Here is a 25,913-nt window from a genome sequence, read left to right as displayed (position 1 = left end):
TTCAGGTTATTGGGTCATGGCGGCAGAAAGGGACTTGCTCGGCCCGAATAGGACAGGTATAGCCTCTCGGTGGCCCGCATGCAGGCCATGTAGAGCAGCCCGCGTTCGCGCTGCACGTCGTGGGCGCGGGCCGTCGGGTCCTCGCTCGCCGGGGTCAGGGTCTCGGGCGCGGGGACCACGCCTTCGGCGACGCCGACCAGCGCGACCCGGCGGAACTCCAGCCCCTTCAGCCCGTGCATCGTGCTCACCCGCACGGACAGCCGGGCCTCGGTGAGCGCCGCCTTGGCGCCCCGCACGATCTCGCCCGTGCGCGCCGCGACGGCGATCTCCTCGGTCGGGACGCCGTCGTTGATCCACTCGCGCAGATGGTTGACCAGCCCGGCAAGCTCGGCCTCGTGCGAGGCGTACTCGCGCACGGCCGGGCGCGCGCCGGGGTGGGTGGAGCGGAAGCCGTACAGGTGCACCACCCCGTCGACCAGGCCGTCCGCCGCGTTCCCGCCGCGCAGCCGGATGCCCCAGGACAGGATCTCCTGCGGCAGCCGGTGGCAGATGGTGAGGTGGTGGATCTCCGCCTTGATGCCCAGCGTGCTGAGCGCCACGCGGGTGTCGAACACGCGCTGGTGGGGGTCGCCGACGATGAACAGGTCGTTGGCCGCGGGCGGTACGGCGGCCCGCAGCAGCCGCCACTGCGCCGGGTGCAGGTCCTGCGCCTCGTCCACCACGATGTGCCGGTACGGCTCGCGGGCGGGCCCCTGGTCGTCCAGGAGGTCCCCGGTGGTCCTGCCGAGCAGCGTGGAGGCCTCGGCGGCGAGCTGGAGCAGCGTGCGCCTGCCCGAGGCGCGCAGGCGCTCGGTGACGTGCTCGATGGCCTTCCACACGGCGGTGCGCTGCTCGTGGTCCAACTCGACGCTGCGGCCGTCGCGGGCCGCCCCCAGGTACTCCTGCACGGTGCACAGGTTCTGCGCCAGGATGACCTGCTCCCACTCGCGCAGCAGGAACGCCGCGCTGTGCTCGTCGCCCGTGATGCGCGCGGCCTCCTGCCACAGCGCGGCCAGGTCAGGCCCGCCGACCAGCAGCGGGGGACGGCCCTCGGCCTCGGCGACGATGCGGTGGGCCAGGCGGTCGACGTTGCCGACCTCGATGCGCGCGCGGACCTCCGGGTCGTCGACCAGCACGTCCAGCTTGGCGGAGGCGTCCCCGGCGACGTTCTGGGAGAAGGTGAGGAACAGGACGCGCCCGGCGCCGGCGCGGGCGAGGTGCCTGGCGCGGTGCAGGGCCATGAGCGTCTTGCCGGTCCCCGCGCCGCCCGTGACGAGCACCGGGCCCTCGTAGAGCTCCTGGTGGGCGAGCCGGTACTGCGTGGGGTACAGGAACGTCGCCCAGTGCGGGGTGGCGAGGATGCGGTCGAGCGTCCCGGGGTCGGGCACGAACACGGCCCGGTCGGGGGTGCGTTCCAGGGCGGCGGGCAGGTCGGTGACGTCGACGGAGGTCACGGGCACGGCGACGCGCGTGTCGAGGGCCTGCCGGGCGTCGGCGACCGAGCCGCCGCAGCCGAGGGCGAGCAGCGGGGCGTACTGGCTCTCGGGCAGGAAGGGTTCCAGGGCTTCCAGGTTCGCGTCCGTCGTGATCAGCCGGACCAGCGGGATGACCTGCGGGTCGATGCCCAGCCCGAGCAGGTCGCTGTCGCAGACGTGCGCGAACAGCCGCAGCTCGGTCGAGTCGGCGGAGCGGCGCATGGCCGGCTCCACGCGGTCCAGCGCCTCGGCGTCCCACACCTCGGCCACGCCGATGGCCGTGTTCACGGCGAAGCGGTGCCGCTGGGCGAACGACCACGCCTCGGCGTCGGGCAGCACCGTCAGCAGCCAGTACAAGTCGCGCTGGCGCACGACCACCCCGCGCAGCCGGTCTGCCAGCCTCAGCGTCGCCACGCGCGCGTCGCGGGTGTTGCGGACGCGTTCCGGATGCGGCGCGGAGGCGGTGTTCAGCAGGAACCGGCGCAGCGCGACGACGGCGTCCCGGCGCGCGGACCGGTCCAGGGCGTCGAGGTCCCGGGGGACGTCGGGGGCGATCGCCAGCCGGGGCACCGGTGTTCCCGTCAGACCATCAGGGACAGCAGGTCGCGGTCCCCGCGCTCGCGCAGCCGGTTCATCAGATCGGGCAGCCCCACCGGTCCGGTCATGCCGATGCGGGTGGCGAGGACGCGGATCGTCTCCTCCAGGGTCTCGGGCGCGCCGTTGACGGTGTACCCGGCGAGTCGCAGGGCCTGCGTGTTCTTGTCGGCGTCGGCGGGTGGCGGCGGGACCAGCCCGGCCCGCAGGACCTGGTCCTCCTCGGCGACCGTGACGAACAGGCTGGACCCGGGCTGGGCGTCCAGCTCGCCGAGCAGCGGGGCGAGCGAGTCGATGACCGGGCGGGCCTGCCAGGTCAGGGTGATCTCGCCCGCGGCGCTCATGACGGTGTGGTTGTCGCCGGGCGACATGCCCAGATAGGCGGCGAATCCGCTGGGGATCGGGCATTCGGCGCCGCTGATCTGCTCGGGGCCGACGTCGATGCGCAGCCACCACAGGCCGTCCGGGTGCCGGAAACACTTGCGGGTCATCGAGACGTCCTTGAGCTGCCCGGTGGGAGGCGTGCCCTCCTGCTCGGGGGCGGCGGCCTCGGCGGGGGGCTGCTCCGCGCCAGCGGAATTAGCGGATTTATCCGGCTTTTTCGCGCTTTGGATGCGGAGCTGGGGGACGTCCTCCAGCCACTCCTTCGCGACCTCGGGGTGGATGCCCAGCGTCGAGACCAGCTCCAGCGCCCGCGCCACCGTCGGCGGCCGCTCGGCGTTCAAGATCAGCGAGCACGTGCGTTCGCGCAGGTCCGCGATGTCCCCGGCGACCAGCCAGTCCTCCTGCACGGTGTAGCCGGGCAGCGTCGCCAGCACGAACTGCCACGCCGGGATGTCCAGCGACCGCAGCTCCCTGGTGTGCCACGGGGCGGCGCCCACCAGGCGCGCCTTCGGGGCGGCGAGGCCGAGCGCGCCGGGCAGCTTCTCCAGGTACTGGGTGTACGGGGCCGCGGCCGGGCTGTCCAGCCACGCGGCGAGCCGCTCCCGCAGGGCCTCCTCGCGCGCCACGATGTCCTCGGCCGCTACGGCGAACAGCTTCGCGAGCTCCTCGGGGGCCGCGGGCTCGTCGCTGAAGACCTGGATCTGCGCCACCGTCCACGTCTGGTCGTCCAGATCGGCGAACACCGAGTCGATCAGCGAGATCATGTCCGGCTCCCCGACGGCGATCTCGTCGGTGCTCGTGCCGGTACGGGCCTGCGGCGGCGCGTCCGCCTCCTCGCCGTCCGGCGCGGCCTCGGCGCCCTCGGCGGCCTCCTGGGAGTGCGTCGGCTCGTTCTCCGCCTCGTCCGCCGGGTCCGCCGCGTCCGGCGCGGCCTCGGAGCCGGATTGCTCGACGGGCTCCGCGGTCTCGGCGGCCTGAGGGGCCGGTTGTGTCCCCGGCGCGGGCCGCGGGCCGAAGGGGTCCGGGTCGAACGGCTCGGGCTCGGGCACGAACGGGCGCGGCGCCGGGCCGTATGCGGGTTCCTCACCGCCGAACCCGCCGAGCGGGTCTGGGCCGTACGCGGGCGGCGCCTCGAACGCGGCCGGCGGCTCAAATGCGGCCGGTGGCTCGAACGCGGGCAGGGGCGGCGGGGGCTCGAACCCGGGCACGGGGATCGGCGGCGGGGGCTCCACGCCGAACCCCGTGGCGATGGGCGGCGGAGGCGCCGGACGCTCGGTGCGCGGTGGCGGGGTGAACATCGAGGCGCCCGCCCGCGCGCCGGTGGCGTCCCTGGACGCGTGCTGCTCCAGCGCGGCCTCGGCCATGCGCGCCGCCGCGAGGCCGAGCGGGTCGCTGCTCTTCGTCGAGGCCGGCTGCCGCTTGGGAAGCTTGGGCAGGGGAGGGGCGGCGGGCGGCTCCGGCTCGGCGCGCCGCGCCGGCTCGCTCTCGGGCTGCGGGGTCTGGACCTGGGCAGTCTGGACCTGGGGGGCCGGGGCGTGCCCGTTCGCGGCCTGGGCGGCCGGGGGAAGGGGCGGCGTCTGGTCGCCGGTGACGGCGTCCGGGCGGTCGGCCGAGGTCAGCCGCGCGAAGACCGCGCTGAACAGGGCGGTCAGCACCGGGCGGGCCCGGATGAACGGCTGGTCGGCCAGCTCGCGGCCGGTCAGCGCCAGCAGGCCGAACCAGGAGCCGACGCGGTCGAGCGCGATCGAGACCTGGGGGTCGTCCGCCTCGTCGGGGTCCATGACGTGCAGGGCGGGCAGGACGTCCCCGACGGCTGCGGCCGGCCAGTGTTCCAGGGCCAGCTCGGTGAGCAGGTCGCCGAGCGCCTCGGGGCCGAGCACGGCGAACACCCGGCTCATGGGGACCGAGCGCCACCACGCGTCCGGCAGGCCGGGCTGGTCGCGAAGCCGTGGGAACCCCGCGGCGTCGCTCCAGCGCAGCGGAGGCACGAGATCACTCAGACCGAAGTTCATCCCGTTTCCTCTCCGGTGCTTCCGTTGACGAGACCATAGTCTGGCAAATCGCTCGGGCTTGGACGGCGGTTAGGCTCTTACGGCGGCGAATCGCAGCCTCACATAGTCCGCCATCCAGCCCGATTCGCGGCGCAGCGCGGGTGCGGCCAGCTCGTTCACTCTTCTCAGCAAGGGTTCGACCGTCGCGGGCGGCACTCCGTCCAGCAGCGAGCCGGCGAACATGCGCACCCAGTCGGCGGCGCCGCCCGGGCACTCGTCGAGTGGGGTGGGCCGGTCGAAGTACTCCAGCAGCCGCACGGTGAACCCGCCCTGCTCCAGGCGGACGGCGTACTCGGCGGGGGTGGGGAAGTACCAGGGCAGGTCCGGCTCGGGCAGTCCGTACTCCCGCCAGGCGGTGAGCATCGCCGAGGTCAGCGCCGCGCAGTTCCCGGCGCCGCCCATCTCGGCGACGAACCGGCCGCCCGGCGTGAGCGCCATGCGGACGCAGCGGATCACCGCGTCCGGGTCGCGGCCCATCCAGTGCAGGGCGGCGTTGGAGAACACCGCGTCGTACGCCTCGCTGACGCGGAAGTTCGCGCCGTCCCCGACCACGAAGTCGACGCCCGGGTGCTGGAGGGTGGCGACCTCGATCATCGAGGAGGAGCCGTCCATGCCGAGGACGCGGGTGCCGCGGGCGGCGATGTCGGCGGTGAGCACCCCGGTGCCGCACCCGAGGTCGAGAATGTTCTCACCGGGCTGGGGGTCCAGGAGTTCGATCAGTGGCGCGCCGTGCGCCGAGACGTAGCCGAAGGAGCTGTCATAGGCGCGAGCGTTCCACCGCATCAAGCTCGGTGTGTCGTATCGCAAGGCCGATCAGCTCGCATTCTCCGCCATCGCTTTCCGTGTCGTGAGTAAAGACACTTTAGAGCCTTGTTGTGCTGGGGACACATCCGTCCGGAAGCTTCCCCGCACTCCCTCGCGTACAGGCCCTGCGACGGCGATGGGCGGGCCGCTCACTTCATGGTCTTGGCCCAGTTCTCCTTCAGGAAGGTCTTGGCCTCGTCCGTCTGCGGGACGGAGAGCACGACCGGGGCGCCGGGCACCACGGGCAGCCTGGCGGCGGCCTTCCGGTCCAGCGTGCCCTTCATCTCCAGCGCCTCCATGCGCGCCGGGCGGGCGAAGCCCTTGAGGAACATGTTCTGGACCTCGTCGGTGTAGAGGAACTCCTGCCAGAGCCGCGCGGCGGCCGGGTGCGGCGCCTTCTTGTTGATCGCCTGGACGTAGTAGGACGCGAGCACCGCCCCGGAGGGGATGACGACCTTCCAGGCCGGTTTGTCGTCGCCCGCGGTCTCCGCCGCCTTGGCCGCGTTCACGTAGTCCCAGTCGACGAGCGTGTTGGCCTGGGACGGCAGGCGGAAGCCGCCACCCTGCTTCAGCTTGCCGAAGAACTCCAGCCCCCGCCTGGCCTCCGGCCTGCCTCCCTGGAGCGAGGCGGCCATGACGCCGTTGAACGCCGCCGCCGTCCGCAGCGGGTCGCCGGGAAGCGCCACGGCGTACCCGGGCTTGAGCAGGTCGGCGAAGCTCTTCGGGGCCGGGACCTTGCGCGGGTCGTACCCGATCGACATGTAGCCGCCGTACCCCGCGTACCAGTGGCCCTTGAGGTCCTTGACGGTGTCGGGGATGTCCTGCCAGGCGGCCACCTTGTACGGGGCGAACCGCTGGGCGTTGGCGATGGCGACGTCCATGCCGAGGTCGAACACGTCCGGAGCCTGCCCGGCGGGCGCGGCCTTGGCGACGTCGATCTCGCGCTGGCTGCTCGCGCCGGGCTCCACGACGGTGACGCGCACCCCGTACTCGCCGGAGAAGCGGTCCATGATCGCGCCGTAGTTGACCCACTCGCGCGGGACGCCGACGAGGGTGAGCGCACCCTCCTTGCGCGCCGCCTCGACGAGCCTGTCCAGGGTGCCGAAGCCCTCGGCCAGGCTCGCGGCCCGGGGGTTGACCGGGGGGAGCTTCTTCTCGGTGGTGGTCGCCGAGGAGCACCCGGCGACGGCGGTGGCGAGGAGCGTTATGGCGGCGGTACGACGTGGAGTCACGAATCGCATACTCGGTGTGAGATCGGCTCGCGTCGAGGAGGCACGCGGTGTTTGGCCCGGCATTGGGGGTGCATTGGGCGGGACGGGTGTTACGGCCCCCGCCGGTTCGCGCCGCGTTCCGCCGTGTCCGTCCGCCTGTGCCCGCCAATGTCGGCCTATAGCGCCTTATATCGGCCTATGCCCGCTTGGGTCCGCTCGTGCCGGGCGGGCCGGCCGGCACGACCTTGGCGGCGACGACCAGGCGCTCGGGGATCTCGACCAGCGTGCCGTCCCGTTTGCGCACCCGGAGCACCCCCTCAGCCCAGGATTCGAGCACCCCTACGGTGTCGCGGAACCCTTCGGGATCGCGGCGGCGGACGGTGATCCTGTGACCGACGTCCGAGGGAGATATCGAGATGACCAGCCTGCCGCCGAAACCGGACGTCACGCGGTTTGCCCCCCTCCCGTTCCAGCCAAGTGCCGGACACGGCAATACTAGGTTCTGCAACCCGCGGTCGAGTCGTGCGAAGGCGCGGAGAAGAAGGAGTCCGAGGTGACCTACGTCATCGCGCAGCCTTGCGTGGATGTCCTGGACAAGGCGTGCATAGAAGAGTGCCCCGTCGATTGCATCTACGAGGGCAACCGCATGCTCTACATTCACCCAGACGAGTGTGTGGACTGCGGCGCGTGCGAGCCGGTCTGCCCGGTCGAGGCGATTTTCTATGAGGACGACACGCCCGACCAGTGGAAGGATTTCTACAAGGCGAACGTCGAGTTCTTCGAGGACCTGGGCTCGCCCGGCGGCGCGTCCAAGGTCGGCAAGATCAACAAGGATCACCCCATCGTGGCGGCGCTGCCGCCGCAGGCCGAGGAGCACTGAGCCCGGCCAGTCCGTGATCACGAGGTGCCGCTGGGTACCGTGACATTCGGTCGCGGTACCAGCCGGTGTCGTGAGCTCGTCCTGCGTTTTGAACTACCGGGGGTGATTCGGTGATCGCTCTGCCCGATTTTCCGTGGGACAGGCTGGCGCCGTACAAGCAACTGGCGCTCGCCCATCCGGGCGGCATCGTCGACCTGTCCGTGGGCACGCCCGTGGACCCGGTCCCGGCCGTGGCCCAGGAGGCGCTCGCGGGCGCGTCCGACAGCCCCGGGTACCCGCTCACCCACGGTACGGAGGAGCTGCGCCGGGCCGCCGCCGGCTGGCTGGCGCGCCGCCACGGCGTGAGCGTCGACCCCGCCGACGTCCTGCCGACGATCGGCTCCAAGGAGCTGGTCGCCTGGCTGCCGACCCTGCTCGGCGTGGGCGCGGGGGACCACGTGGTCATCCCGGCCCTGGCCTATCCGACCTACGACGTCGGCGCGCGGCTCGCGGGCGCCACGCCGTACGCCTCCGACGGTCTGCTGGGGCTCGGGCCCGAGCGGGTGCCGCTGGTGTGGGTGAACTCGCCGTCGAACCCGACCGGCCGCGTGCTGCCCGCCGAGCACCTGCGCAAGGTCGTGTCCTGGGCGCGCGAGCGCGGCGCGGTGGTGGCCTCCGACGAGTGCTACATCGAGCTGGGCTGGGAGGAACGGCCGGTCTCGATCCTGCACCCCGACGTCTGCGAGGGCTCCCACGAGGGGCTGCTCGCGGTGCACTCGCTGTCGAAGCGCTCGAACCTCGCCGGGTACCGCGCGGGGTTCGTCACCGGCGATCCCGCGCTGGTCAAGCGGCTGCTGGAGGTCCGCAAGCACGCCGGCATGATGATGCCGGCCCCCGTCCAGACGGCGACGGCGGCCGTCCTCGCCGACGACCGGCACGCCGACGAGCAGCGCGAGCGGTACGCCGCGCGGCGCGCCCTGCTGCGTCCGGCGCTGGAGAAGGCGGGCTGGCGGGTCGACCACTCCACGGCCGGGCTCTATCTGTGGGCGGCCGATGAGCGCGGGTGCTGGGAGCAGGTCCAGGCGCTAGCCGAAATGGGCATTTTGGTTGCGCCGGGCGACTTTTACGGGCAGGCCGGTTCCTCGCATATCCGAATCGCCATGACGGCCAGTGATGAGCGGGTCAATGCGGCGCTGCTTCGGCTCCAGTAGTATCCCGCGGCATGACCGTTGTGGTCGTGCTCGCAGTGGGCGCAGCCGTCATCGTCGTCGTACTGGGCGTCTACCTGGGTACGCGACGACGCCCCGAACGGAAGGCTCGTCCGGCTCCCAGACCTCCTGAGCCGGCACGCGAGCCCATGCCGTCGCACCCGGCGTTCGCCCGCCCGATCGTCATCGACCCGGAATCCCTCGACCCGCGCACCATCAAGGTCGGCGACACCGTCGACCGGCAGGGGGTGCGGGCCCGCGTCATCGGCGCCCTCCACCTGTCGTGGCAGGGCGACCAGTGGACCGAGTACCTCCTGGAAGACGGCGCGCGCGTCTACCAGTGGCTCTCCGTCGAGGAGCACGAGGGCGCCACGCCCGACGACCCGCCGCACCTCGAGGTCTACCTCTGGACGCCGGTGCCCACCCAGGGCATGGTGCCCGCCAAGAGCATGCTGATCATGGAAGGCGTCGAGTTCTACCCGATCGAGCGCGGGACCGCCGCCTTCCGCTCCGAGGGCACCACCGGCTATCCCGAGCGCGGCCTGGTCGACTTCGCCGACTACCGGGCCGCCGACGGGCGCCTGCTGAGCTTCAACCGCGTGCAGGGACAGTCCTGGACGGCCGCGTACGCACAGCCGCTGGCCCCGGGGTCCCTCTACGTCGAGCGGATGCTCTGACGCCCCCTGGGGAGCCTTCTCAGGCCAGGTCCACCCGGCCCGCCACGGCCTTGCCGTCCGTGAGCCAGCCGTCGTTGCCCGAGGCCGACTTCCACGTGACCCCGGCGTAGCTCACCTGGCGCAGGGAGTACTCGCGGGCGTTGGCGACGGACCAGGCGGCGATCAGCCAGCCCCGGCGTTCCGAGCTCGCGTCGATCCGCGTGCCGTCCCCGGCGGCCTGGCCGGCGCCGGCCTCGCCGAGGTCGCCGAGCGCCCGCGTGAGCTCCTTGCGCGCCTTGGCGGGCTGCGGGGCCGGCGGCTCGTCGGCGACCGGGTACCAGCAGTGGACGCCCTTCGGCACCCGGCCGAGGAACCCCGCCGCGAGGATCTTGGCGTCCGCCTCGTGCGCGGCGTACGCCGAGCCGTCGGCCGACCGCTGCACCGCCTGGGCGGCCTCGTGCAGCGGCAGCTTCTGGTAGCGCTTGACCTTGACCAGCGCCGCGAAGAACTTCTGCGTGGCGTACACAGGGTCCTGGAGCTGCTTGACCGTACCCCACCCCTGGGAGGGCCGCTGCTGGAAGACGCCCACCGAGTCGCGGTCGCCGTACGGCAGGTTCAGCAGCTTGGACTCCTGGATCGCGGTCACGTAGGCGATCTCGACCGCGCGGTCGGGCAGCTTGCGGCGCGTGGCGACGGCGGCGATCGTGGCGGCGATCTGCGCCTGCTCGATCTCCAGGTTGAGGACCCCGGACGTGCCCTTCACCTGGCAGAACTCGCCGAGCGGCTTCGCCTTGTTCAGAAGGTGATAGACGCCGTAAAACAGGGCGCCTGTGAGCACGACGACGATGCTGATGATCGTCAGGACCGCTTTTGAGAATCCCCGTGCCACGGCAAGAACCTACCGGTCCCGCCGACATGGCGTTGCGGGACTAAGCTCGCAGACCATGAGCGAGACCTTCGAAAGCCCATTGCCCGCCACCGTGGACGAGTTGTGGGAGAACCGCGCAGAGCTGTCGCCCGAGGACGGCGAGGCGCGCGGCGTGATCGTCGGCGCGGTGGACATGCTGGACACCGGCAAGGCCCGGGTCGCCTTCGTGGACCACACCTCCGGCGACGTGATCGTCGACGAGCGCGCCAAGCGGGCCATCCTGCTGAGCTTCCGCGTGCTCGGCATGGTCAGGAGCCAGGTCGGTGACTTTCATCACAACGACCGCATCCCGCTGAAGACCTCCCTGGAAGGCGTGCGCGTGGTCCCGGGCGCGATCGCCCGCTGGGGCGCCTACCTCGCCTCCGGCGTGGTCCTGATGCCGTCGTACACCAACATCGGCGCCTACGTCGACAGCGGCACCATGGTGGACACGTGGGCCACGGTCGGCTCCTGCGCTCAGATCGGCAGCAACGTGCACCTGTCCGGCGGCGTGGGCATCGGTGGCGTCCTGGAGCCCCCGAACGCCGTGCCGGTCGTGATCGAGGACGACGCGCTGATCGGCAGCCGCTCGATGATCGTCGAGGGCGCGCGGGTCGGCAAGGGCGCCGTGGTCGGCGCCGGGACGATCCTGTCGGCCTCCATGCCGGTCATCGACGTCGAGACCGGTGAGGAGATCAGCCGGGGACGCATCCCCGACTGGTGCGTCGCGGTCGGTGGCACCCGCGCCAAGGAGTTCCCCGGCGGCACCTTCGGGCTCCCCTGCGTGCTCGTGCTCAAGCGGCTCGCCCCCGGGCAGCGCCACGACAAGGCCGAGCTGAACGCCGTGCTGCGCCAGCACGGCGTCAACGCCTGAACCGGGGAGAGGGACGATGACGGCGCCGCAGGTGAGGCCGCTCGACCTCACGGGCGACGTCCGGGCGCTGACGGCCGCGCTCGTGGACGTCGAGTCGGTCAGCGGCGGCGAGAAGGTCCTGGCCGACGCGATCGAGGCGGCCCTCGCGCCGCTCGCGCACCTCACCGTCGTCCGCGACGGCGAGGCGGTCGTCGCGCGCACCGAGCAGGGCCTCGCCGAGCGCGTCGTGATCGCCGGGCACATCGACACCGTGCCCCTCGCGGGCAACCTCCCGTCTCGCGTCGAGGGCGACCTGCTGTACGGCTGCGGCACCTCGGACATGAAGAGCGGCGTGGCCGTCGCGCTCAAGCTGGCCGCCGGGGCGCCGAGCCCCGCCAGGGACGTCACGTACGTCTTCTACGACTGCGAGGAGATCGAGGCGGCCCGCAACGGGCTGGGCCGCCTCGCCCGCACCCGGCCCGACCTGCTCGCCGCCGACTTCGCCGTCCTCATGGAGCCCACCGACGGCGAGATCGAGGGCGGCTGCCAGGGCACGCTGCGCGCCGACGTCATCACCCGGGGCAAACGCGCCCACAGCGCCCGTTCCTGGCGCGGAGTGAACGCCGTCCACGCCGCCGCGCCGATCCTCGAGCGCCTCAACGCCTACCAGGCGCGCGAGCCGGTCGTGGACGGCCTCGCCTACCACGAGGGCCTGAACGCGGTCGGCATCGCGGGCGGCGTGGCGGGCAATGTGATCCCCGACGAGTGCGTGGTCACGGTCAACTACCGCTTCGCCCCCGACCGGTCGCCGGAGGACGCACGGCGGCACGTCCACGAGGTCTTCGAAGGGTACGAGCTGCGGTTCACCGACGAGGCCCCCGGCGCCCGCCCCGGGCTGACCCACCCGGTGGCCGCCGCGTTCACGCGGGCCGTCGGCGGCACCCCGCGGGCGAAGCTCGGCTGGACGGACGTCGCGCTGTTCGCGGGCCTCGGCGTGCCGGCCGTGAACTACGGCCCCGGCGACCCGGCGCTCGCGCACCAGCAGGGGGAGTACGTCTCGCTCACCAAGATCGTCGAGTGCGAGCGGCGGATGCTGGACTGGCTCGGAGCCGCCTGATCGGCTCCTGATCGTCAGGGCCTGCGACGTCCGCGGCGCGCCCACCGGCTCACGGCACAAAAGAAAGTGGCTTTCCTCGCCGGCCATTCGGCGGGGAAAGCCACTTTCAGTCCCGAGCAGCACCCTCGTCTCTTAGACGGGGGCTCCCGGAGAAACGGTTCCGCTGCTCCGGACAGATTTTCCAAGATTCTTTACACACTGCCGGGACCGTCCCGATGCGGGAGGGCATGTCTGCTCTCGCGGACGGTTAGCGTGGCCCGCATGCACAGAAACTCACGCGAGGAACGCCGTCAGGGCCCCTCCCTGGTCCGGGGCAAGATGGTGCCCAAGTCCACCTATGACGAGCGGCTCCTCGACCGCCGCGAGCCGGCCGACTGGCTGCACCAGGACCCCTGGCGGGTGCTGCGCATCCAGGCCGAGTTCGTGGAGGGTTTCGGGCAACTCGCCGAACTGCCACCCGCCGTCACGGTCTTCGGCTCCGCCCGCACCCCCGCGAGCAGCCCCGTCTACGAGCTCGGCGAGCACCTCGGCAAGGCCCTGGCCCAGGCCGGGTACGCGGTGATCACCGGCGGTGGCCCCGGCTGCATGGAGGCCGCCAACAAGGGCGCCCGCGAGGCCGGGGGCATCTCGGTGGGGCTCGGCATCGAGCTGCCCTTCGAGCAGAAGCTGAACGACTACGTCGACCTCGGCATCGAGTTCCGCTACTTCTTCGTCCGCAAGACCATGTTCGTCAAGTACTCGCAGGCCTTCGTGGTCCTCCCCGGCGGCTTCGGCACCCTCGACGAGCTGTTCGAGGCCGTCACGCTGGTGCAGACCGGCAAGATCACTATGTTCCCGATCGTCCTCCTGGGAACCGCGTACTGGCAGCCCCTCCTCGACTGGATCAACGAAACCCTGCTGGCCAACGGCATGATCTCCCCAGACGACCCCAAACTCCTCCACCTCACCGACGACCCGGACGAGGCCGTCCGCTACATCGTCGAAGGCCACCGCCGGGCCGGGCAGGCGGCCGTCGAGTCCCGCGTCCGCGCCGCCACCGCAGAGGCCGAGGAAACGTGACTCTACGGTTCGCTTCTCTCACTTTCTAACAATGTTAGAAAAATTTAGAAACCTGCGAGAGGTGAAGACCCTGTGCAGCCTGCTCGGGACAGGTGGAGCGTGATCGATTCGGATCGGTTCGTGCGTATCCGTGCCTGGCGGTCGGCACTCCATGAGGGCTTATGGACAAAGCCTTCGGTCTGTTCGTGATCGCCGCCGAAGGCCTCGGGCGCGACCGTGAGTACGGGGCTTGGTCTCCAGCCTGCTGGCCCCGCGACAGCAGGCGCTAAGCGGCTCTCGGGTCGCCTCAGGGCGACGCCGGCGGTCAAAGTTGCAGCGATGCCCACGCGGTCTCAAGCGGCGTTACAGAGACGAACATTGGGTTGGACGCCAAGGACGAAACTCATGTGCTCACTGTGATCGGCCAGATCATGTCCGGGCATGCAATCTTTGTCGGTGGCCACCGTCAAGTTGGCCGTCTCGTTCGACCGCCTGGCGGCGCCCGGAAGGGGTGGACGGCGCGCATTGCCCGGCTCGTCGCCGGCACGGCGACCATGGTTGTGTGCGACCTGCGCACTGGTATCGCAGCTGTGGGGGGAAAGGTCGCTTGATCGTTGTTGCGCTTGTACGCTCATCTGGCGATCCTTGGTCGTTACCTGTCGCGCTTCGGAACCTGGAATGCTCATGCGACACGCCAGGCGTTCCGAAGGAGTTATCGCCGTATATGTTCCTTGATAAGTAAATTGAACAACGGTGTTTGCTGGGTCTGCTCAGGAGTATGGGCTGTTCAGATGCCGTGGCGGTCGCCCCTCCGGGCGACCGAGGGTCGCAACCAGTACGGCGAACAGGCGTCCGCTGACGTAGCCGGTGGCGGTCGCCCCTCCGGGCGACCGAGGGTCGCAACGCCTTCGCGGGCGACCGAGGATCGCAAGAAGGGTACGAGCTGCGGTTCACCGACGAGGCCCCCGGGTGGCGGTCGCCTTCGCGGGCGACCGAGGATCGCAACTGAACAGCGCTAGGGCTAGGCGAGGCCGCGGCGGGTGAGGGCCGGCGGGCGCCTGCCGGACAGGGAGTCGGCCATGTCGACCGCCTGGCGGACGCCCGTCACGTGGGGCGTGCGGAAGACGCGGGCCCCCAGCCACGCGTAGACGGCCGCGGCGGCGATCTGCGCGGTCTCGTCCCCGGCCAGCGTCACCGCGACCGTACGGCCCGCGGCGACCTCGCGCTCGACCTCGGCGGCCGAGCGGGCCTCGGTCCAGGAGGGGTCGAGCGGTTCGTCCGGGCCGATCACGAGCACTGCAGCCATGCCGTGATTGTCACATGCCGGGGGGCCTGGCCCGCCATCGTCCCCCGCAACCATGAGCGCTCAAAGGCGCCCATGTGGCACGATTCGTATGTGCTGGTCCTACTCGCCGTCGCCGCGCTCGCCGTTCTCTACTGCGTGGTGATGGTCTCGCAGGGGCGTGGCGGGGAGCTCGTGGAGTTCGCGCCCGATGTGCCGCCGGTGGAGCTTCCCGCGTCCGGGCAGCTCACCGCCGCCGACTTCATGGATCTGCACCTGCCGGTGAGCCTGGTCGGCTACCACACCCAGACGGTGGACGAGACCCTGCAGCGCGCCGCGGCGGCCATCGGCCGGCGTGACACGCACATCGCCGTGCTGGAGCAGCGCCTCGAAGAGTTGCTCGCCGGGCGCATCCAGGCGCGCCAGGAGTCGTACGCGCGGCCGTCCTGGGCGCCGATCGCCACCCCCGAGCCCGGGCCGCCGATCGCCGAGCACGAGTCGGCCGAGGCCCTGTTCGGCGCGATCGGCCAGGTCACGCCGGTGCACGGCGTGTCCACGACGTCTCCTGCCGAGCCCGGGACCGGCGGCCGGGGGCTCTCGGCCGACCCTCCGGCCGAGGAGCGCGGCCCGTTCGAGCCCGCCACCGAGCCTCCCCCGAAGCGCGCCCTGTCCGCCGCTCCCGTCGGCGACCGCGACGCGTTCGAGCCCAAGGAGCAGCCCAAGGAGCGCGGCGCGTTCGAGACGCCCGGCGGGGCCTCCGGCAGGCACGCGGCCGGAGGCGGTGGTACGGCGGGTGAGCGTCCCGATCCCGAGGACGCGTGACGGCCGGCTCGGACCGGCCGGAGCGGACCGGCCGGAGCGGCGCCCGGGTAGGGAGTCCGCCGCGGGTCCGGGCGGCGGCGGAAAGCTTGTAACCTCGGACTTCGTGACCCCTGAGCTTGTGCGCTGCGGCTGGGTGACCTCCGCGCCCGACTACATCCGGTACCACGACGAAGAGTGGGGCCGTCCCGTCCGGGGCGACGACCTGGTGTTCGAGCGGCTGACCCTGGAGGCCTTCCAGTCCGGCCTGTCCTGGCTGACCATCCTGCGCAAGCGCGAGAACTTCCGCGTGGCCTTCGCCGGGTTCTCCATCGGCGCGGTGGCCGCGTTCGGCGAGGCGGACGTCGAGCGCCTGCTCGCCGACGCGGGCATCATCCGCAACCGCGCGAAGATCGAGGCGGCCATCGCCAACGCCCGCGTCGCGGCCGAGATCCCGGGCGGGGTGTCGGACCTGGTCTGGCGGTACGCCGAGCCCGCCGCGCCGACGCCGAAGACGCTTGCGGACGTGCCCGCGGTGACGCCCGGCTCCAAGGCGCTGGCCAAGGAGCTCAAGCGTCACGGCTTCCGGTTCGTCGGCCCGACCACGGCGTACGCGCTGATGCAGGCGATCGGCCTGGTGAACGACCACGTCGCCGACTGCTGGGTGCGCGCCCGGCAGGTCTGAGCTCAGCGTCCTTCGAAGGTCGGCTTCCGCTTGGCCAGGAACGCGCGGGTCGCGGAGGCGTGGTCCTCGGTCTTGGCGCAGAAGTCCTGCAGGTCGGCCTCGACCTCCAGGGAGTCCTCCAAGGTGTGCGCCGCCGAGAAGTCCAGGGCCTGCTTGATCGCGCCGTAGGCCAGGGTGGGGCCCTGCGCGAGCCGTACGGCCAGCTCACGGGCCCGCTCGCCCAGTTCGGCGCCCGGAACGACCGAGGTGACCAGCCCCAGTTCCAGCGCATCCTTGGCGCCGACGGTGTCGCCGAGCAGCAGCAACTCGCGCGCCTTGGCGGGGCCGACCAGCCGCGGCAGCGTCCAGGACGCGCCGGAGTCGGGTGCGAGGCCGATGGCGCCGAAGGCCATCGCGAACTTCGCGGTGTCCGCGGCGACCCGGAAGTCGCAGGCGAAGGCCAGCGAGGCGCCCGCGCCCGCGGCGACGCCGTTGACGGCCGCGACGACCGGCTTTCCCATGCCGGTGACGGTGAGGATGATCGGGTTGTAGTGCGCCCGCACGGTGTTGTCGAGGCCGACGCCCGCCGCGAGGTTCGCCGTGTGCTCCTGCAGGTCCTGCCCGGCGCAGAAGGCGCGCCCGGCCCCGGTGAGCAGCACGGCCCGCGCCGCGGCGTCGTCCCGCGCCCGTTCGAGGGCCTCCAGCAGGCTGGCCTTCATCTGGACGGTCAGCGCGTTCATCGCCTCCGGCCGGTTGAGCGTCACGACGGCGACGCCGTCCTCCACCGCGTAGAGGACGTGGTCGTGGCCGTGCGCGTCGGCCGTCGGGGACGCCTGCGGCGCGGCGGCGGAGGAGGCGGTGCCCGCCTTTGCGTCCGGCTGCTTGTCCGGCTGATCCATCAGTGGACCCCCTTGTCCAGATTGCGATCGACGAAGGCGGCCGCCGCCGGCAGCAGCCGCGCGGCCTCCTGCTCGAAGTAGGCGCGGGCCTTCTCGCCCGGCCAGGCCGGTGGCAGCAGCTCCGGCGGGAGGCCAGGATCCCGGAACAGGAAGTTGCGCCATCCGTGGACCAGTCTGCTACGCGCGGCGAAGACGCGGTCGTCGGGGGCGTCGCACGGCAGCGCCCCGACCAGGTCGACGGCCTGGATCGTCCACGCGTCATAGGCCCTCGCCAGCGCGCCCAGGTCCCAGGCGCGGGCGACCAGTTCCTGCGGGTCGCCGTCCAGGGTGCTCTCGAACCGGTCGGCGCGCACCTGCTGCTCCTCCAGCAGCCCGGCGAGCTCCGGGGAGGCCCGCGGGCCGATCCACGTGGTCTCCGACAGGCAGGCGTACCCGAGAAAGGTCAGGTCGGCGCGCAGCCGCTCGCGCCTCGCGCGGTCGCGGACTGGCTCGAAGACCAGGACGTGCCAGCGGCCGGACCAGGCGGTGGCGCCGGTGCGGTAGATGCGCGCGGCGCTCTCGTCCATGCGCAGGACGCTCTTCGGCGTCAGCGCGTACCCCGGGCCCTGCGGGAGCCGGACGGGCCTGAGCCACTCCTGCCGGACCATCCGTGAAATCGCGGTCCGTACGGCCGGCGCGGCGATGTCGAGCGGGGCCACCAGCCGGACCAACGCGGCCACGGACGCGCGTCCGGCACGAATGCGCAAGTGATCTCCGTAGAGATCGAAAAGCGCGGCACGGGCGTTCACAGAGACCAGTTTGGTCGGCGCAAGGGCCCCGGACAACGCATTCTGGGAGGAGATCGTTACCCATGTGCGCTCGCGAGGCGGGATAATGGGACGTCACAGAAGACGTGAAAGCGGCGGGCGGCCGGGCGCGGAGCGCGTGCCCCGGAATCGCGCAGGCCGAGGCAGGAAGGGATACACGCATGGCGGCGATGAAGCCGCGGACCGGCGACGGTCCGCTGGAGGTCACCAAGGAAGGACGGGGCATTGTCATGCGGGTCCCTCTGGAGGGTGGCGGCCGGCTTGTCGTCGAACTCTCACCGGACGAGGCCAGAGCCCTTGGCGACGCTCTGAAGAACGTCGTCGGCTGACATACCCCTGACCCGACCCATCGACACAGGCGACTTGACGGCCCCGGCGGCCGGGCCGCGCGCCCCACGCCGGGGCTGTCGCACATCCAGGCCGGCCATTCCGCCCAGGCCCGGGGAGGACCACCATGCCAATCGAGACCTCGCTGCGATTCACCGAGGCCCGCGCCATGTCTCCCGGCGGCGACGCCGACCTGCTCGCGGTGCCCTTCGGCAGTGATCTCACCGCCGACGTCGAGCTTCCCGTGCCCGTCCACGCCCTGCTCGCCCACCACGAGGTCAAGGGCGAGGCCGGCGAGGTCGTCGAGGCGCCGGTCGCCTACCGCGCCGAAGGCGGCGAGGACGGCGACGCGGGCGCGCAGGGTGTGCGGCGCGTGCTGCTGTACGGCGTGGGGGACGCCTCGCCGTCCGCGCTGCGCAGGGCCGGAGCCGTCCTGGCGCGCAAGGCCAAGGGACGCGGGTCGCTGGAGGTCCGCCTGCCGGAGCACGCCGGCGAGCGCGCGTGGTCGGCGCTGGCCGAGGGCGCCCTTCTGGCCTGCTACGGCCTGCGCATCGGTGCGAGCCGCGGCAAGGCCGTCCAGGAGATCGTCCTGACCGGGCCCGGGGAGGCCCGCCCGGCGGTGGAGCGCGGCGAGGTCATCGCCCGCGCCGTGGCCCTCACCCGCGATCTCGCCAACACGCCGTCCTCGGAGAAGAACCCCGCCTGGCTCGCCGCTCGCGCCGAGGAGATCGCCGGGCGCTCCGGCCTCCAGGCCAAGGTGTGGGAGCCGGACGATCTGGCCGCCGGCGGCTTCGGGGGCATCCTCGCGGTGGGGCAGGGCTCGGTCAGCCCGCCCCGGCTGATCCAGCTCGCCTACGAGCCCGCCGACCCGGACGGCACGCACGTCGTGCTGGTCGGCAAGGGCATCACCTTCGACAGCGGCGGTCTGTCCCTCAAGCCCACCGACGGCATGAAGTTCATGAAGACCGACATGGCGGGCGGCGCGGTGGTGATCTCCGTGCTGGCGTCGCTGGGTGCGCTCGGCGCGCGCACCCGCGTGACGGGCCTGGTCGCCGCGGCCGAGAACATGCCGTCCGGCTCGGCGCAGCGCCCGGGCGACGTGATCACCCACTACGGCGGCCGCACGGTGGAGGTGCTCAACACCGACGCCGAGGGCAGGCTGGTGCTGGCCGACGCCCTCGCGTACGCCGATGACGTCCTGCGGCCCGACACCGTGATCGACATCGCCACCCTCACCGGGGCCATCGGCATCGCCCTCGGGCGCGACATCGGCGCGGTGTTCTCCCCGAGCGACGACCTGGTCAAGGAGCTCGTGGAGGCCGGCACCTCCTCCGGTGATCCCCTGTGGCGGATGCCCCTCATCGACGAATACCGCCCGGCGCTCGACTCGCCCGTGGCCGACCTGACGAACATCGACGCCGACGGCACCTACGGCGGCGGCGCGATCACGGCGGCGCTGTTCCTGCGCGAGTTCACCGGCGACCGCCGCTGGGCCCACCTGGACATCGCCGGGGTCGCCCGCAGCGCGGCCGACGACGGCATCTTCAGCAAGGGCGCCACCGGCTTCGGCACCCGGCTGCTGCTGGAGTGGCTGACCGCGTAGCCTGCTGCTGACCGCGTAGCCGCGGGGCCCCGCCGGGTCAGTTGGCGGTCTTCACCGCGGCCAGCAGGCCGTCGCCGAGCGGCATCATCAGCGCGCGCAGCCGCTCGTCGCCCCTCACCAGCCTGCCCAGCTCGCGGATCGCGACGGTCTCCGGGTCGCGCTGGGCAGGGTCGGCCACCCGGTTGCGCCAGAGCGCGTTGTCGAAGGCGACGATGCCGCCGGGTCGCAGCAGGCGGATCGCCTCGGCGAGGTAGTCGCCGTACTCCTGCTTGGCCGCGTCGCAGAAGACCAGGTCGTACCCTCCGTCGGCCAGGCGGGGCAGGACGTCGAGGGCGCGGCCCGCGATGAGGCGCACCCTGCTGCCCGAGAACCCGGCCTCGGCGAAGGTCTGGCGGGCCAGCCGCTGGTGCTCCGGCTCGACGTCGACGCTGGTCAGCGTGCCGTCCGCGCGCATGCCGCGCAGCAGCCACAGGCCGGAGACGCCGCAGCCCGTGCCGACCTCGACCACGGCCCTGGCGTTGATCGCCGTGGCGAGGAAGCTCAGCGCCGCGCCGCCGCCGGGCAGGATCGGGACGGCCCCGACCTCCAGCCCGCGCCGTCTCGCGGCCTGTAGCACCTCGTCCTCGTAATGGAACTCCTCCGCGTAGGCCAGGGTGGCCTCCACCGGACTCGTCGGCGTCGGGGCCATCGGCCTCTCCTCCCCGCTTTCGCCGGACGCACGTATTGGTCCACGTATTGGTCGCAGCCTAGGGGAGTCGGGGCCGAACGGGAACTCACGCCACAACGGGTACGTTGCACGCTTTGAACGACCTTTGTTGAAGCAGGTTCACTCGAGTTCGGGGAAGTTCGCGAACGCTCATGAACGTTATGAAGGTCGTGTGCGACGCGCACGCGGGGAGCCCACGGCGCGACCAGGTTGGGCCGCGGGTACGCAGGAAGGGACGAAAGCAGGCACTATGGCTGTAGCGGTGGTCCCGGAGAGAGGAGTGCTGGTGGACGACTACCACCAGGCTGAAACTCCAGATGACGCGTTGGCGGGGGGCGACCCCCGGTCGGCCGACGGAGCATGGACGCCTCCCACCTGGGAGGAAGTCGTCCGCGCGCATTCCGCGCGCGTCTATCGGCTGGCCTACAGACTGACCGGAAACGTTCACGACGCCGAGGACCTCACGCAGGAGGTCTTCGTCCGGGTGTTCCGGTCGTTGTCCAGCTACACCCCGGGCACCTTCGAGGGCTGGCTGCACCGCATCACGACCAACCTCTTCCTGGACATGGCGCGGCGTCGCCAGCGCATCCGGTTCGAAGGGCTCGGTGACGACGCCGCCGAGCGCCTGCGCGGGCGCGAGCCGTCGCCGGCCCAGGTGCTCGACGATGCCCAGCTCGAACCTGACATCCAGGCGGCGCTCGACTCGCTCCAGCCGGAGTTCCGCGCGGCCGTCGTGCTGTGCGACATCGAGGGGCTGTCGTACGAGGAGATCGCGGCGACGCTCGGCGTGAAGCTGGGCACCGTCCGCAGCCGTATCCACCGCGGTCGCAGCCAGTTGCGTGAGGCCCTCGAGCACCGGGCGCCCCGCCGCGACGAACTCCCCCCGACCGTAACCAGGGAGGGAGCATGAGCCATCTCGGAGAGCGCGCCTCAGCGCTCATGGACGGTGAGCTCGGTCACGCCGAGCGTGAACGGGCCCTGGCGCATCTGACCTTCTGCGCGGACTGCCGCGCGGAGCTCGACTCGATCCGGGCGCTGAAGAGCCGCCTGCGGTCGCTCGACCCGCCGGCGGTCCCGGCGGACCTCACGATGTCGCTGCTGCGCATGGCCGAGCCGGGCGGGCCGATCCCGCCGCGGGTGCGCCCCTTTCCCAGTACGACCTATGCGATGACTTCGCCGTCGGACAACAGGCCGAGGCGCGGCGGCGGCTTCTCGGGCCCCGGGCGCGCGCAGGGAGGCCGCCGGGCGGGTTACGTCGCCGTCGGCGTCGCCTCGGCGGCCGTGGCGCTCGGCACGCTGTTCATGGTGGGCGGCACCGGCGACCGGCCGGCGTCCCCGCCGGTCGAGATGTTCGCCAACCAGCACCGCACGTCCACGTCCCCGCCGGTCGGCGGGCTCGTGCCGGGGCGCGGGGGCACCATCTCGCGGCAGCCCTGACCTTCGGAAACTTCGGGACCTTCGGGAACAGGGCCGCAGGCCGGACGGGCCGGCGCCCGTCCGTGCCGTTCACGCGCGGGCGGGCATACGATCGGGTGGACCCTTGACGGGCGGCGTTTACGGCGTTCGTATGCGGTCGGAGGGACAATCTGACGTAGCCGACGCCGACAGCCTGGGAGATGAGCGTTCGATGACCGACGAGACACGTGCCTACGACGCAGGGGACGTGGCCGCTTCATCCCAGCGCTCCGGTGAGGGCTCGTCGCCGGCGGAGCCGGGCGGCGTGATGCGAGTCCGCCCCGAGTTCCTCCCCGCCTCCGACGGTTTCCCGGGGTCCGCGCCCGTGTCGGGCCCGGACGCCTTCACCGGCCCGAACCCGTTCGCCGCGAGCCGGCCGGGTCCCGAGGGCGCCGACCCGTTCGCCCCCGACCCCTACGCGCCGCGCGACGCCATGACCGACACGCTGGTGCCCTTCGCCTCCGAGTCCGGCGACGACGCCGGGCGGCGGCAGGGGGGCGAGGCGTCGGCCGGCTGGGGCAATCCGTCCGGCCCGGTCCCGCCGTCGCCGCAGGGCCCGTACGCCGGCCCGTCCGCGTACTCCGGCGGCCCCGGCGGCCTCGGCGGTCCGTACGGCCCGCCCCCGCCGCGCAACCCGTACGGCATGGGCCCAGGCTGGGCGCCGCCGCCCGGCGCGCCGCGCGTCGAGACCGGCGCCGCCGGTTCGCGCGGGCCGAGGACGGGCGTGCTGGCCACGCTCGCCGTCGTGATCGCCCTGGTGGCCTCGACCGCGGGCAGCGTCGGCACTTACCTGCTCACCCGCTCGAACGGCGGCGTCGACCCGTCGTACAGCCTCGGCACGCCCACGGGGGCGATCGTCAACCGCGCCCCGGACTCCGTGGCGGGCGTGGCCTCCAAGGTCCTGCCGAGCGTGGTGTCGCTGGAGGTCCGGGGCAACAGCGAGGCCGGCACGGGCTCGGGCTTCGTGATCAAGGGCGGGTACGTCGTCACGAACAACCACGTCGTGGCCGCGGCGGCGCTGACCGGCAACATCAAGATCACCTTCAACGACAAGAAGTCCACCGCGGCGAAGATCGTCGGGCGGGACCCGAGCTCCGACATCGCGGTGGTCAAGCCCGACGACACCTTCGGAGCCCCGGAGATCACCATCGGCAACTCCGACCGCGTGGTCGTCGGCGACCCGGTCATCGCGATCGGCTCGCCGCTCGGGCTCACCGGCACGGTCACCACGGGCATCGTCAGCTCGCTCAACCGCCCGGTGACGGCCGGCGGCGAGAGCGGCTCCGAGTCGTCGTTCATCAACGCGATCCAGACCGACGCGGCGATCAACCCCGGCAACTCGGGCGGCCCGCTGGTCAACGGGGCCGGCGAGGTCATCGGCGTCAACTCGGCCATCGCCACGCTCGGCAACAGCTCCTTCGGCTCGCAGAGCGGCAGCATCGGGCTCGGCTTCTCGATCCCGATCAACCATGTGCGGCGGGTGGCGGAAGAGCTGATCACCACCGGCTCGGCCAAGAAGTCCCGCATCGGCGTCCAGCTCGACCCGGACTACCAGGGCGAGGGCGTGCGCATCGCCACGACCGCCGAGCAGGGCCAGCCGCCGGTGGTCCCGGGCGGCCCGGCGGACAAGGCGGGGATGAAGCCCGGGGACGTGATCCTGGCGATCGACGGCAACCCGGTGAGCGACCAGTCCGAGCTGATCGTCGCGATCCGCAGCAAGGCGCCCGGCACCACGGTGACGCTCAAGTTCCGCCGCGATGGACGGGACATGACCGCCAGTGTGACGATCGACGCCATTCCGGTGCCGACCCCCCAGCCGTCGTGATATACGCCTCCCGTATGGTGCCTCTTGCCGGACCGTGGCATTAGTCTGGGGTTAGCCGAGGTCGCCGTCGGCTGCTCCGGGCCGGGCGGCAGGCAGCGGCGTGGGAGAGCCTAGGAGATCACAGTGTTCGGACTCGGGTGGCCGGAGATGTTGGCGCTCGTGGTGATCGCCCTGCTGGTCTTCGGGCCTGACAAGCTTCCCGGCGCGGCTGCCCAGGCGGGCCGCATGCTGCGGCAGGTCCGGCAGATGGCGAACAACGCGAGGAACGACCTGCAGGACAACCTGGGTCCGGAGTTCAAGAACTTCGACCCGGCCGACCTGCACCCGAAGAACTTCGTCAGGAAGCACCTCCTGTCGGATCTCGAGGACGACTGGAACCGGCCGGCCGCGAAGGTCGACGACCCTTCGTCCCTCTACGACGAGCCGTACGCGATGGCGGGGGCCGGCGGCGAGCTCAAGTTCGGCGAGATCCCGCCGTACGACTCCGAGGCCACCTGACGGGCCGTGCGCAACCGGGGCCGCCATACGCAATCGGGCACGCCGGTCGTACGCCACCGAAGACGCGTAGAAGGGGACCTGCCGCGAGGGCGGGTCCCCTTCTCTCGTGTACAGGGCTCCAGGCGGGCCTGGAGCGGTGTCTCAGCGCCCCGCGGGCGACAGCCCGAGCTGGAGGCCCTTCAGGCTGCTCGACCTCTTTCCGAGGCCCTCGGCGATGCGCCGCAGCTCGGTGGCGGCGGGGCTGTCGGGGTCGGTGAGCACCAGCGGCTTGCCGTTGTCGCCGCCCTCGCGCAGGCGCAGGTCGATCGGGACCTGGCCGAGCAGGGGGACGCGGGCGCCGAGGGTGCGGGTGAGGCCGTCGGCGACGCTCTGCCCGCCGCCCTCGCCGAACACCGCGATGCGCTCGTCGCAGTGCGGGCAGGGCAGCCAGGCCATGTTCTCGATGACGCCGGCGATCTGCTGGTGGGTCTGGGTGGCGATCGACCCGGCGCGCTCGGCGACCTCGGCGGCGGCCTGCTGCGGGGTGGTCACGACGAGGATCTCGGCGCCGGGCATGCGCTGGGCCACCGAGATCGCGATGTCGCCGGTGCCCGGGGGCAGGTCCATGAGCAGGACGTCCAGGTCGCCCCAGTAGACGTCGGCGAGGAACTGGTGGAGCGCGCGGTCGAGCATCGGCCCGCGCCACACGACGGGGGAGTTGCCCGGCGGCTTGAACATGCCGACCGAGATGACCTTGATGTCATGCGCCACCGGCGGCATGATCATGTCCTCGACCTTGGTGGGGCGGTCGCTCACGCCCAGCATGCGCGGCACGGAGTGGCCGTAGATGTCGGCGTCGAGCACGCCGACCTTCAGCCCCGAGGCGGCCATCGCCGCGGCCAGGTTGACGGTGACGGACGACTTGCCCACACCGCCCTTGCCGCTCGCGACGGCGAACACGCGGGTCAGCGAGCCGGGCTTGGCGAAGGGGATCTCCTTCTCGGGGCCGCGGTGACCGCGCAGCTTGGTCTGGAGCGCCTTGCGCTGGTCGGTGCTCATGACGTCCAGGTCGACGTGGACGCGGGTGACGCCGTCGAGCTTGGAGACGGCGGCGGTGACGTCCCGCGTGATCGTGTCACGCAACGGGCAGCCCGCGACCGTGAGGTAGACGCCGACCCGCACCACCCCGTCCGGGGAGATATCGACGCTCTTGACCATGTCAAGGTCGGTGATCGGCCTGCGGATCTCCGGGTCGTTGACCGTGGCGAGCGCAGCCGTCACCACTTCTGGGGTTGGTGCCATGGATCCATGCTACGAACCCAGCGCCGATCCTACGAATCACGCCCCTTGCCGTAAGGGCAAGAGACGGCCACAGTGAGGTGTGTGTCGTCATGCGACCTTCTAGGATGACCGCGTGACGTCCACGACGGCGGAGATCACCCCCCAGCAGCTCATCGTCTGGCGCATTCTGCAGCGGGCCCAGGTCCAGATCACCCGGAGCCTGGAGGTCGCGCTGATCAGCCGGCACGATCTGGCGCCCGCCGCCTACGACGTGCTCGCCCGGCTCTCCGAAAGTCCTGGGCGGCGGCTGCGCATGAACGACCTCGCCGACCGCGTGCTGCTGTCGCGCAGCGGGCTGACGCGGCTGATCGACCGCCTCCAGCGGGACGGGCTGGTGGAGCGCGAGGCCTGCCCGAGCGACGCGCGCGGGCTGTACGCGGTGCTCACCGCGGCGGGCGAGGCGCGACTGTCGGAGGCCACCCCCACCTACCTGCGCGCCGTCCACGGGCGCTTCCTCGGTCCGCTGGACGACGAGGAACTGCGGCAGTGCGCCGCCACGCTGGTCAAGCTCTTCCCCCCGGCCTCCGACTGAGC

Annotated in this window: 26 protein-coding genes; 15 read left to right on the top strand and 11 right to left on the bottom strand. The window is 72.0% G+C overall.

The window, feature by feature from the left end:
• Positions 1 to 14: 14 nt before the first annotated feature.
• The 5 genes from AB0M95_RS14095 to AB0M95_RS14075 form a co-directional block, all read right to left on the bottom strand.
• Complete coding sequence (locus AB0M95_RS14095) at positions 15 to 2,084, bottom strand: UvrD-helicase domain-containing protein (RefSeq protein ID WP_363763505.1); 2,070 nt, start codon at positions 2,082 to 2,084, stop codon at positions 15 to 17.
• A gap of 11 nt (positions 2,085 to 2,095) precedes the next feature.
• Positions 2,096 to 4,504, bottom strand: a complete 2,409-nt coding sequence (locus tag AB0M95_RS14090; RefSeq protein WP_363763502.1) for a hypothetical protein — start codon at positions 4,502 to 4,504, stop codon at positions 2,096 to 2,098.
• Between the two features lie 69 nt (positions 4,505 to 4,573).
• The gene (locus tag AB0M95_RS14085) at positions 4,574 to 5,326 is read right to left on the bottom strand and encodes a class I SAM-dependent methyltransferase (protein WP_363763499.1); all 753 of its coding nucleotides are present in this window, start codon (positions 5,324 to 5,326) and stop codon (positions 4,574 to 4,576) included.
• A gap of 170 nt (positions 5,327 to 5,496) precedes the next feature.
• Positions 5,497 to 6,579 carry an extracellular solute-binding protein gene (locus AB0M95_RS14080; RefSeq protein ID WP_363763496.1) on the bottom strand — a complete coding sequence of 361 codons (1,083 nt, stop codon included), beginning with the start codon at positions 6,577 to 6,579 and terminating at the stop codon, positions 5,497 to 5,499.
• Between the two features lie 175 nt (positions 6,580 to 6,754).
• A complete protein-coding gene (locus AB0M95_RS14075; RefSeq protein ID WP_358519524.1) occupies positions 6,755 to 7,006 on the bottom strand; it encodes a hypothetical protein in 252 nt (83 codons plus the stop codon).
• 105 nt (positions 7,007 to 7,111) lie between these two features.
• Between AB0M95_RS14075 and fdxA the strand changes: the two genes are divergently transcribed.
• The 3 genes from fdxA (at position 7,112) to AB0M95_RS14060 (ending at position 9,302) form a co-directional block, all read left to right on the top strand.
• Positions 7,112 to 7,438 carry a ferredoxin gene (fdxA, locus tag AB0M95_RS14070; protein ID WP_114028798.1) on the top strand — a complete coding sequence of 109 codons (327 nt, stop codon included), beginning with the start codon at positions 7,112 to 7,114 and terminating at the stop codon, positions 7,436 to 7,438.
• Positions 7,439 to 7,548: 110 nt separating this feature from the next.
• Positions 7,549 to 8,628 (top strand): succinyldiaminopimelate transaminase, encoded by a 1,080-nt coding sequence (gene dapC, locus AB0M95_RS14065; RefSeq protein ID WP_363763491.1) that lies wholly within the window; start codon positions 7,549 to 7,551, stop codon positions 8,626 to 8,628.
• Between the two features lie 11 nt (positions 8,629 to 8,639).
• The gene (locus AB0M95_RS14060) at positions 8,640 to 9,302 is read left to right on the top strand and encodes a DUF4178 domain-containing protein (protein WP_363763488.1); all 663 of its coding nucleotides are present in this window, start codon (positions 8,640 to 8,642) and stop codon (positions 9,300 to 9,302) included.
• Positions 9,303 to 9,321: 19 nt separating this feature from the next.
• Here AB0M95_RS14060 and AB0M95_RS14055 read toward each other — a convergent pair whose 3' ends face one another.
• Positions 9,322 to 10,170 carry a hypothetical protein gene (locus AB0M95_RS14055; protein ID WP_363763486.1) on the bottom strand — a complete coding sequence of 283 codons (849 nt, stop codon included), beginning with the start codon at positions 10,168 to 10,170 and terminating at the stop codon, positions 9,322 to 9,324.
• A 55-nt stretch (positions 10,171 to 10,225) separates the two neighbouring features.
• On the opposite strand from AB0M95_RS14055, the gene AB0M95_RS14050 reads away from it, so the two are divergent.
• The 3 genes from AB0M95_RS14050 (at position 10,226) to AB0M95_RS14040 (ending at position 13,217) form a co-directional block, all read left to right on the top strand.
• A complete protein-coding gene (locus AB0M95_RS14050) occupies positions 10,226 to 11,062 on the top strand; it encodes a 2,3,4,5-tetrahydropyridine-2,6-dicarboxylate N-succinyltransferase (RefSeq protein ID WP_363763483.1) in 837 nt (278 codons plus the stop codon).
• A 16-nt stretch (positions 11,063 to 11,078) separates the two neighbouring features.
• Positions 11,079 to 12,158: a succinyl-diaminopimelate desuccinylase gene (gene dapE / locus AB0M95_RS14045; protein ID WP_363763480.1), complete on the top strand. Its 1,080-nt coding sequence runs from the start codon at positions 11,079 to 11,081 to the stop codon at positions 12,156 to 12,158.
• Positions 12,159 to 12,419: 261 nt separating this feature from the next.
• Positions 12,420 to 13,217, top strand: coding sequence for a TIGR00730 family Rossman fold protein (locus tag AB0M95_RS14040; RefSeq protein ID WP_363763477.1), 798 nt, complete (start codon positions 12,420 to 12,422; stop codon positions 13,215 to 13,217).
• Positions 13,218 to 14,217: 1,000 nt separating this feature from the next.
• On the opposite strand, the gene AB0M95_RS14035 is transcribed toward AB0M95_RS14040, so the two are convergent.
• Complete coding sequence (locus AB0M95_RS14035; RefSeq protein ID WP_363763474.1) at positions 14,218 to 14,502, bottom strand: hypothetical protein; 285 nt, start codon at positions 14,500 to 14,502, stop codon at positions 14,218 to 14,220.
• Between the two features lie 90 nt (positions 14,503 to 14,592).
• On the opposite strand from AB0M95_RS14035, the gene AB0M95_RS14030 reads away from it, so the two are divergent.
• Positions 14,593 to 15,300 (top strand): hypothetical protein, encoded by a 708-nt coding sequence (locus AB0M95_RS14030; RefSeq protein ID WP_363763471.1) that lies wholly within the window; start codon positions 14,593 to 14,595, stop codon positions 15,298 to 15,300.
• Positions 15,301 to 15,403: 103 nt separating this feature from the next.
• On the top strand, positions 15,404 to 15,961 hold the full coding sequence (locus AB0M95_RS14025) for a DNA-3-methyladenine glycosylase I (protein WP_363763468.1): 558 nt from the start codon (positions 15,404 to 15,406) through the stop codon (positions 15,959 to 15,961).
• 2 nt (positions 15,962 to 15,963) lie between these two features.
• Here the strand turns inward: AB0M95_RS14025 and AB0M95_RS14020 are convergent, their stop codons facing one another.
• Both AB0M95_RS14020 and AB0M95_RS14015 read right to left on the bottom strand, forming a co-directional pair.
• Positions 15,964 to 16,839, bottom strand: coding sequence for an enoyl-CoA hydratase-related protein (locus AB0M95_RS14020; protein ID WP_363763465.1), 876 nt, complete (start codon positions 16,837 to 16,839; stop codon positions 15,964 to 15,966).
• The gene (locus AB0M95_RS14015; RefSeq protein ID WP_363763462.1) at positions 16,839 to 17,627 is read right to left on the bottom strand and encodes a PaaX family transcriptional regulator C-terminal domain-containing protein; all 789 of its coding nucleotides are present in this window, start codon (positions 17,625 to 17,627) and stop codon (positions 16,839 to 16,841) included. The genes AB0M95_RS14020 and AB0M95_RS14015 overlap by 1 nt, the downstream gene beginning before the upstream one ends.
• Before the next feature lie 179 nt (positions 17,628 to 17,806).
• Here AB0M95_RS14015 and AB0M95_RS14010 point away from each other — a divergent pair, with 179 nt between their 5' ends.
• Both AB0M95_RS14010 and AB0M95_RS14005 read left to right on the top strand, forming a co-directional pair.
• Positions 17,807 to 17,974, top strand: coding sequence for a DUF3117 domain-containing protein (locus AB0M95_RS14010; protein ID WP_114033903.1), 168 nt, complete (start codon positions 17,807 to 17,809; stop codon positions 17,972 to 17,974).
• 125 nt (positions 17,975 to 18,099) lie between these two features.
• Complete coding sequence (locus AB0M95_RS14005; RefSeq protein WP_358519581.1) at positions 18,100 to 19,575, top strand: leucyl aminopeptidase; 1,476 nt, start codon at positions 18,100 to 18,102, stop codon at positions 19,573 to 19,575.
• Positions 19,576 to 19,612: 37 nt separating this feature from the next.
• Here the strand turns inward: AB0M95_RS14005 and AB0M95_RS14000 are convergent, their stop codons facing one another.
• A complete protein-coding gene (locus AB0M95_RS14000; RefSeq protein ID WP_363763457.1) occupies positions 19,613 to 20,263 on the bottom strand; it encodes an O-methyltransferase in 651 nt (216 codons plus the stop codon).
• A 268-nt stretch (positions 20,264 to 20,531) separates the two neighbouring features.
• On the opposite strand from AB0M95_RS14000, the gene sigE reads away from it, so the two are divergent.
• The 4 genes from sigE to AB0M95_RS13980 all read left to right on the top strand — a co-directional run bounded on the left by sigE (position 20,532) and on the right by AB0M95_RS13980 (position 24,059).
• Positions 20,532 to 21,191, top strand: coding sequence for an RNA polymerase sigma factor SigE (gene sigE, locus AB0M95_RS13995; protein ID WP_363763454.1), 660 nt, complete (start codon positions 20,532 to 20,534; stop codon positions 21,189 to 21,191).
• Positions 21,188 to 21,718 (top strand): zf-HC2 domain-containing protein, encoded by a 531-nt coding sequence (locus AB0M95_RS13990; protein WP_363763451.1) that lies wholly within the window; start codon positions 21,188 to 21,190, stop codon positions 21,716 to 21,718. Before sigE ends, AB0M95_RS13990 begins: the two co-directional genes overlap by 4 nt.
• Before the next feature lie 190 nt (positions 21,719 to 21,908).
• The gene (locus tag AB0M95_RS13985) at positions 21,909 to 23,561 is read left to right on the top strand and encodes a trypsin-like peptidase domain-containing protein (protein WP_363763448.1); all 1,653 of its coding nucleotides are present in this window, start codon (positions 21,909 to 21,911) and stop codon (positions 23,559 to 23,561) included.
• Between the two features lie 123 nt (positions 23,562 to 23,684).
• Positions 23,685 to 24,059 (top strand): sec-independent translocase, encoded by a 375-nt coding sequence (locus tag AB0M95_RS13980; RefSeq protein ID WP_363763446.1) that lies wholly within the window; start codon positions 23,685 to 23,687, stop codon positions 24,057 to 24,059.
• 141 nt (positions 24,060 to 24,200) lie between these two features.
• Here AB0M95_RS13980 and AB0M95_RS13975 read toward each other — a convergent pair whose 3' ends face one another.
• Positions 24,201 to 25,340, bottom strand: coding sequence for an Mrp/NBP35 family ATP-binding protein (locus AB0M95_RS13975; protein ID WP_363763443.1), 1,140 nt, complete (start codon positions 25,338 to 25,340; stop codon positions 24,201 to 24,203).
• A gap of 112 nt (positions 25,341 to 25,452) precedes the next feature.
• Between AB0M95_RS13975 and AB0M95_RS13970 the strand changes: the two genes are divergently transcribed.
• Positions 25,453 to 25,911, top strand: coding sequence for a MarR family transcriptional regulator (locus tag AB0M95_RS13970; RefSeq protein WP_363763440.1), 459 nt, complete (start codon positions 25,453 to 25,455; stop codon positions 25,909 to 25,911).
• Positions 25,912 to 25,913: the final 2 nt, after the last annotated feature.

Source organism: Sphaerisporangium sp. NPDC051017, from assembly GCF_040683095.1.
GTDB lineage: Bacteria > Actinomycetota > Actinomycetes > Streptosporangiales > Streptosporangiaceae > Sphaerisporangium.
Note: the sequence above shows the minus strand (reverse complement) of the source record. Positions and strands in the feature narration are given on the sequence as shown.

Excerpts from the sequence above, each read along its gene's own strand:
- AB0M95_RS13985 (WP_363763448.1), top strand. The coding sequence starts at position 21,909 with ATGACCGACGAGACACGTGCCTACGACGCAGGGGACGTGGCCGCTTCA.
- sigE (WP_363763454.1), top strand. The coding sequence starts at position 20,532 with ATGGCTGTAGCGGTGGTCCCGGAGAGAGGAGTGCTGGTGGACGACTAC.
- AB0M95_RS14085 (WP_363763499.1), bottom strand. The coding sequence starts at position 5,326 with ATGCGGTGGAACGCTCGCGCCTATGACAGCTCCTTCGGCTACGTCTCG.
- AB0M95_RS14005 (WP_358519581.1), top strand. The coding sequence starts at position 18,100 with ATGCCAATCGAGACCTCGCTGCGATTCACCGAGGCCCGCGCCATGTCT.
- AB0M95_RS13990 (WP_363763451.1), top strand. The coding sequence starts at position 21,188 with ATGAGCCATCTCGGAGAGCGCGCCTCAGCGCTCATGGACGGTGAGCTC.
- AB0M95_RS14035 (WP_363763474.1), bottom strand. The coding sequence starts at position 14,502 with ATGGCTGCAGTGCTCGTGATCGGCCCGGACGAACCGCTCGACCCCTCC.
- AB0M95_RS13975 (WP_363763443.1), bottom strand. The coding sequence starts at position 25,340 with ATGGCACCAACCCCAGAAGTGGTGACGGCTGCGCTCGCCACGGTCAAC.
- AB0M95_RS14090 (WP_363763502.1), bottom strand. The coding sequence starts at position 4,504 with ATGAACTTCGGTCTGAGTGATCTCGTGCCTCCGCTGCGCTGGAGCGAC.
- dapE (WP_363763480.1), top strand. The coding sequence starts at position 11,079 with ATGACGGCGCCGCAGGTGAGGCCGCTCGACCTCACGGGCGACGTCCGG.
- AB0M95_RS14010 (WP_114033903.1), top strand. The coding sequence starts at position 17,807 with ATGGCGGCGATGAAGCCGCGGACCGGCGACGGTCCGCTGGAGGTCACC.
- AB0M95_RS14020 (WP_363763465.1), bottom strand. The coding sequence starts at position 16,839 with ATGGATCAGCCGGACAAGCAGCCGGACGCAAAGGCGGGCACCGCCTCC.
- AB0M95_RS14000 (WP_363763457.1), bottom strand. The coding sequence starts at position 20,263 with ATGGCCCCGACGCCGACGAGTCCGGTGGAGGCCACCCTGGCCTACGCG.
- AB0M95_RS14050 (WP_363763483.1), top strand. The coding sequence starts at position 10,226 with ATGAGCGAGACCTTCGAAAGCCCATTGCCCGCCACCGTGGACGAGTTG.
- AB0M95_RS14040 (WP_363763477.1), top strand. The coding sequence starts at position 12,420 with ATGCACAGAAACTCACGCGAGGAACGCCGTCAGGGCCCCTCCCTGGTC.
- AB0M95_RS14060 (WP_363763488.1), top strand. The coding sequence starts at position 8,640 with ATGACCGTTGTGGTCGTGCTCGCAGTGGGCGCAGCCGTCATCGTCGTC.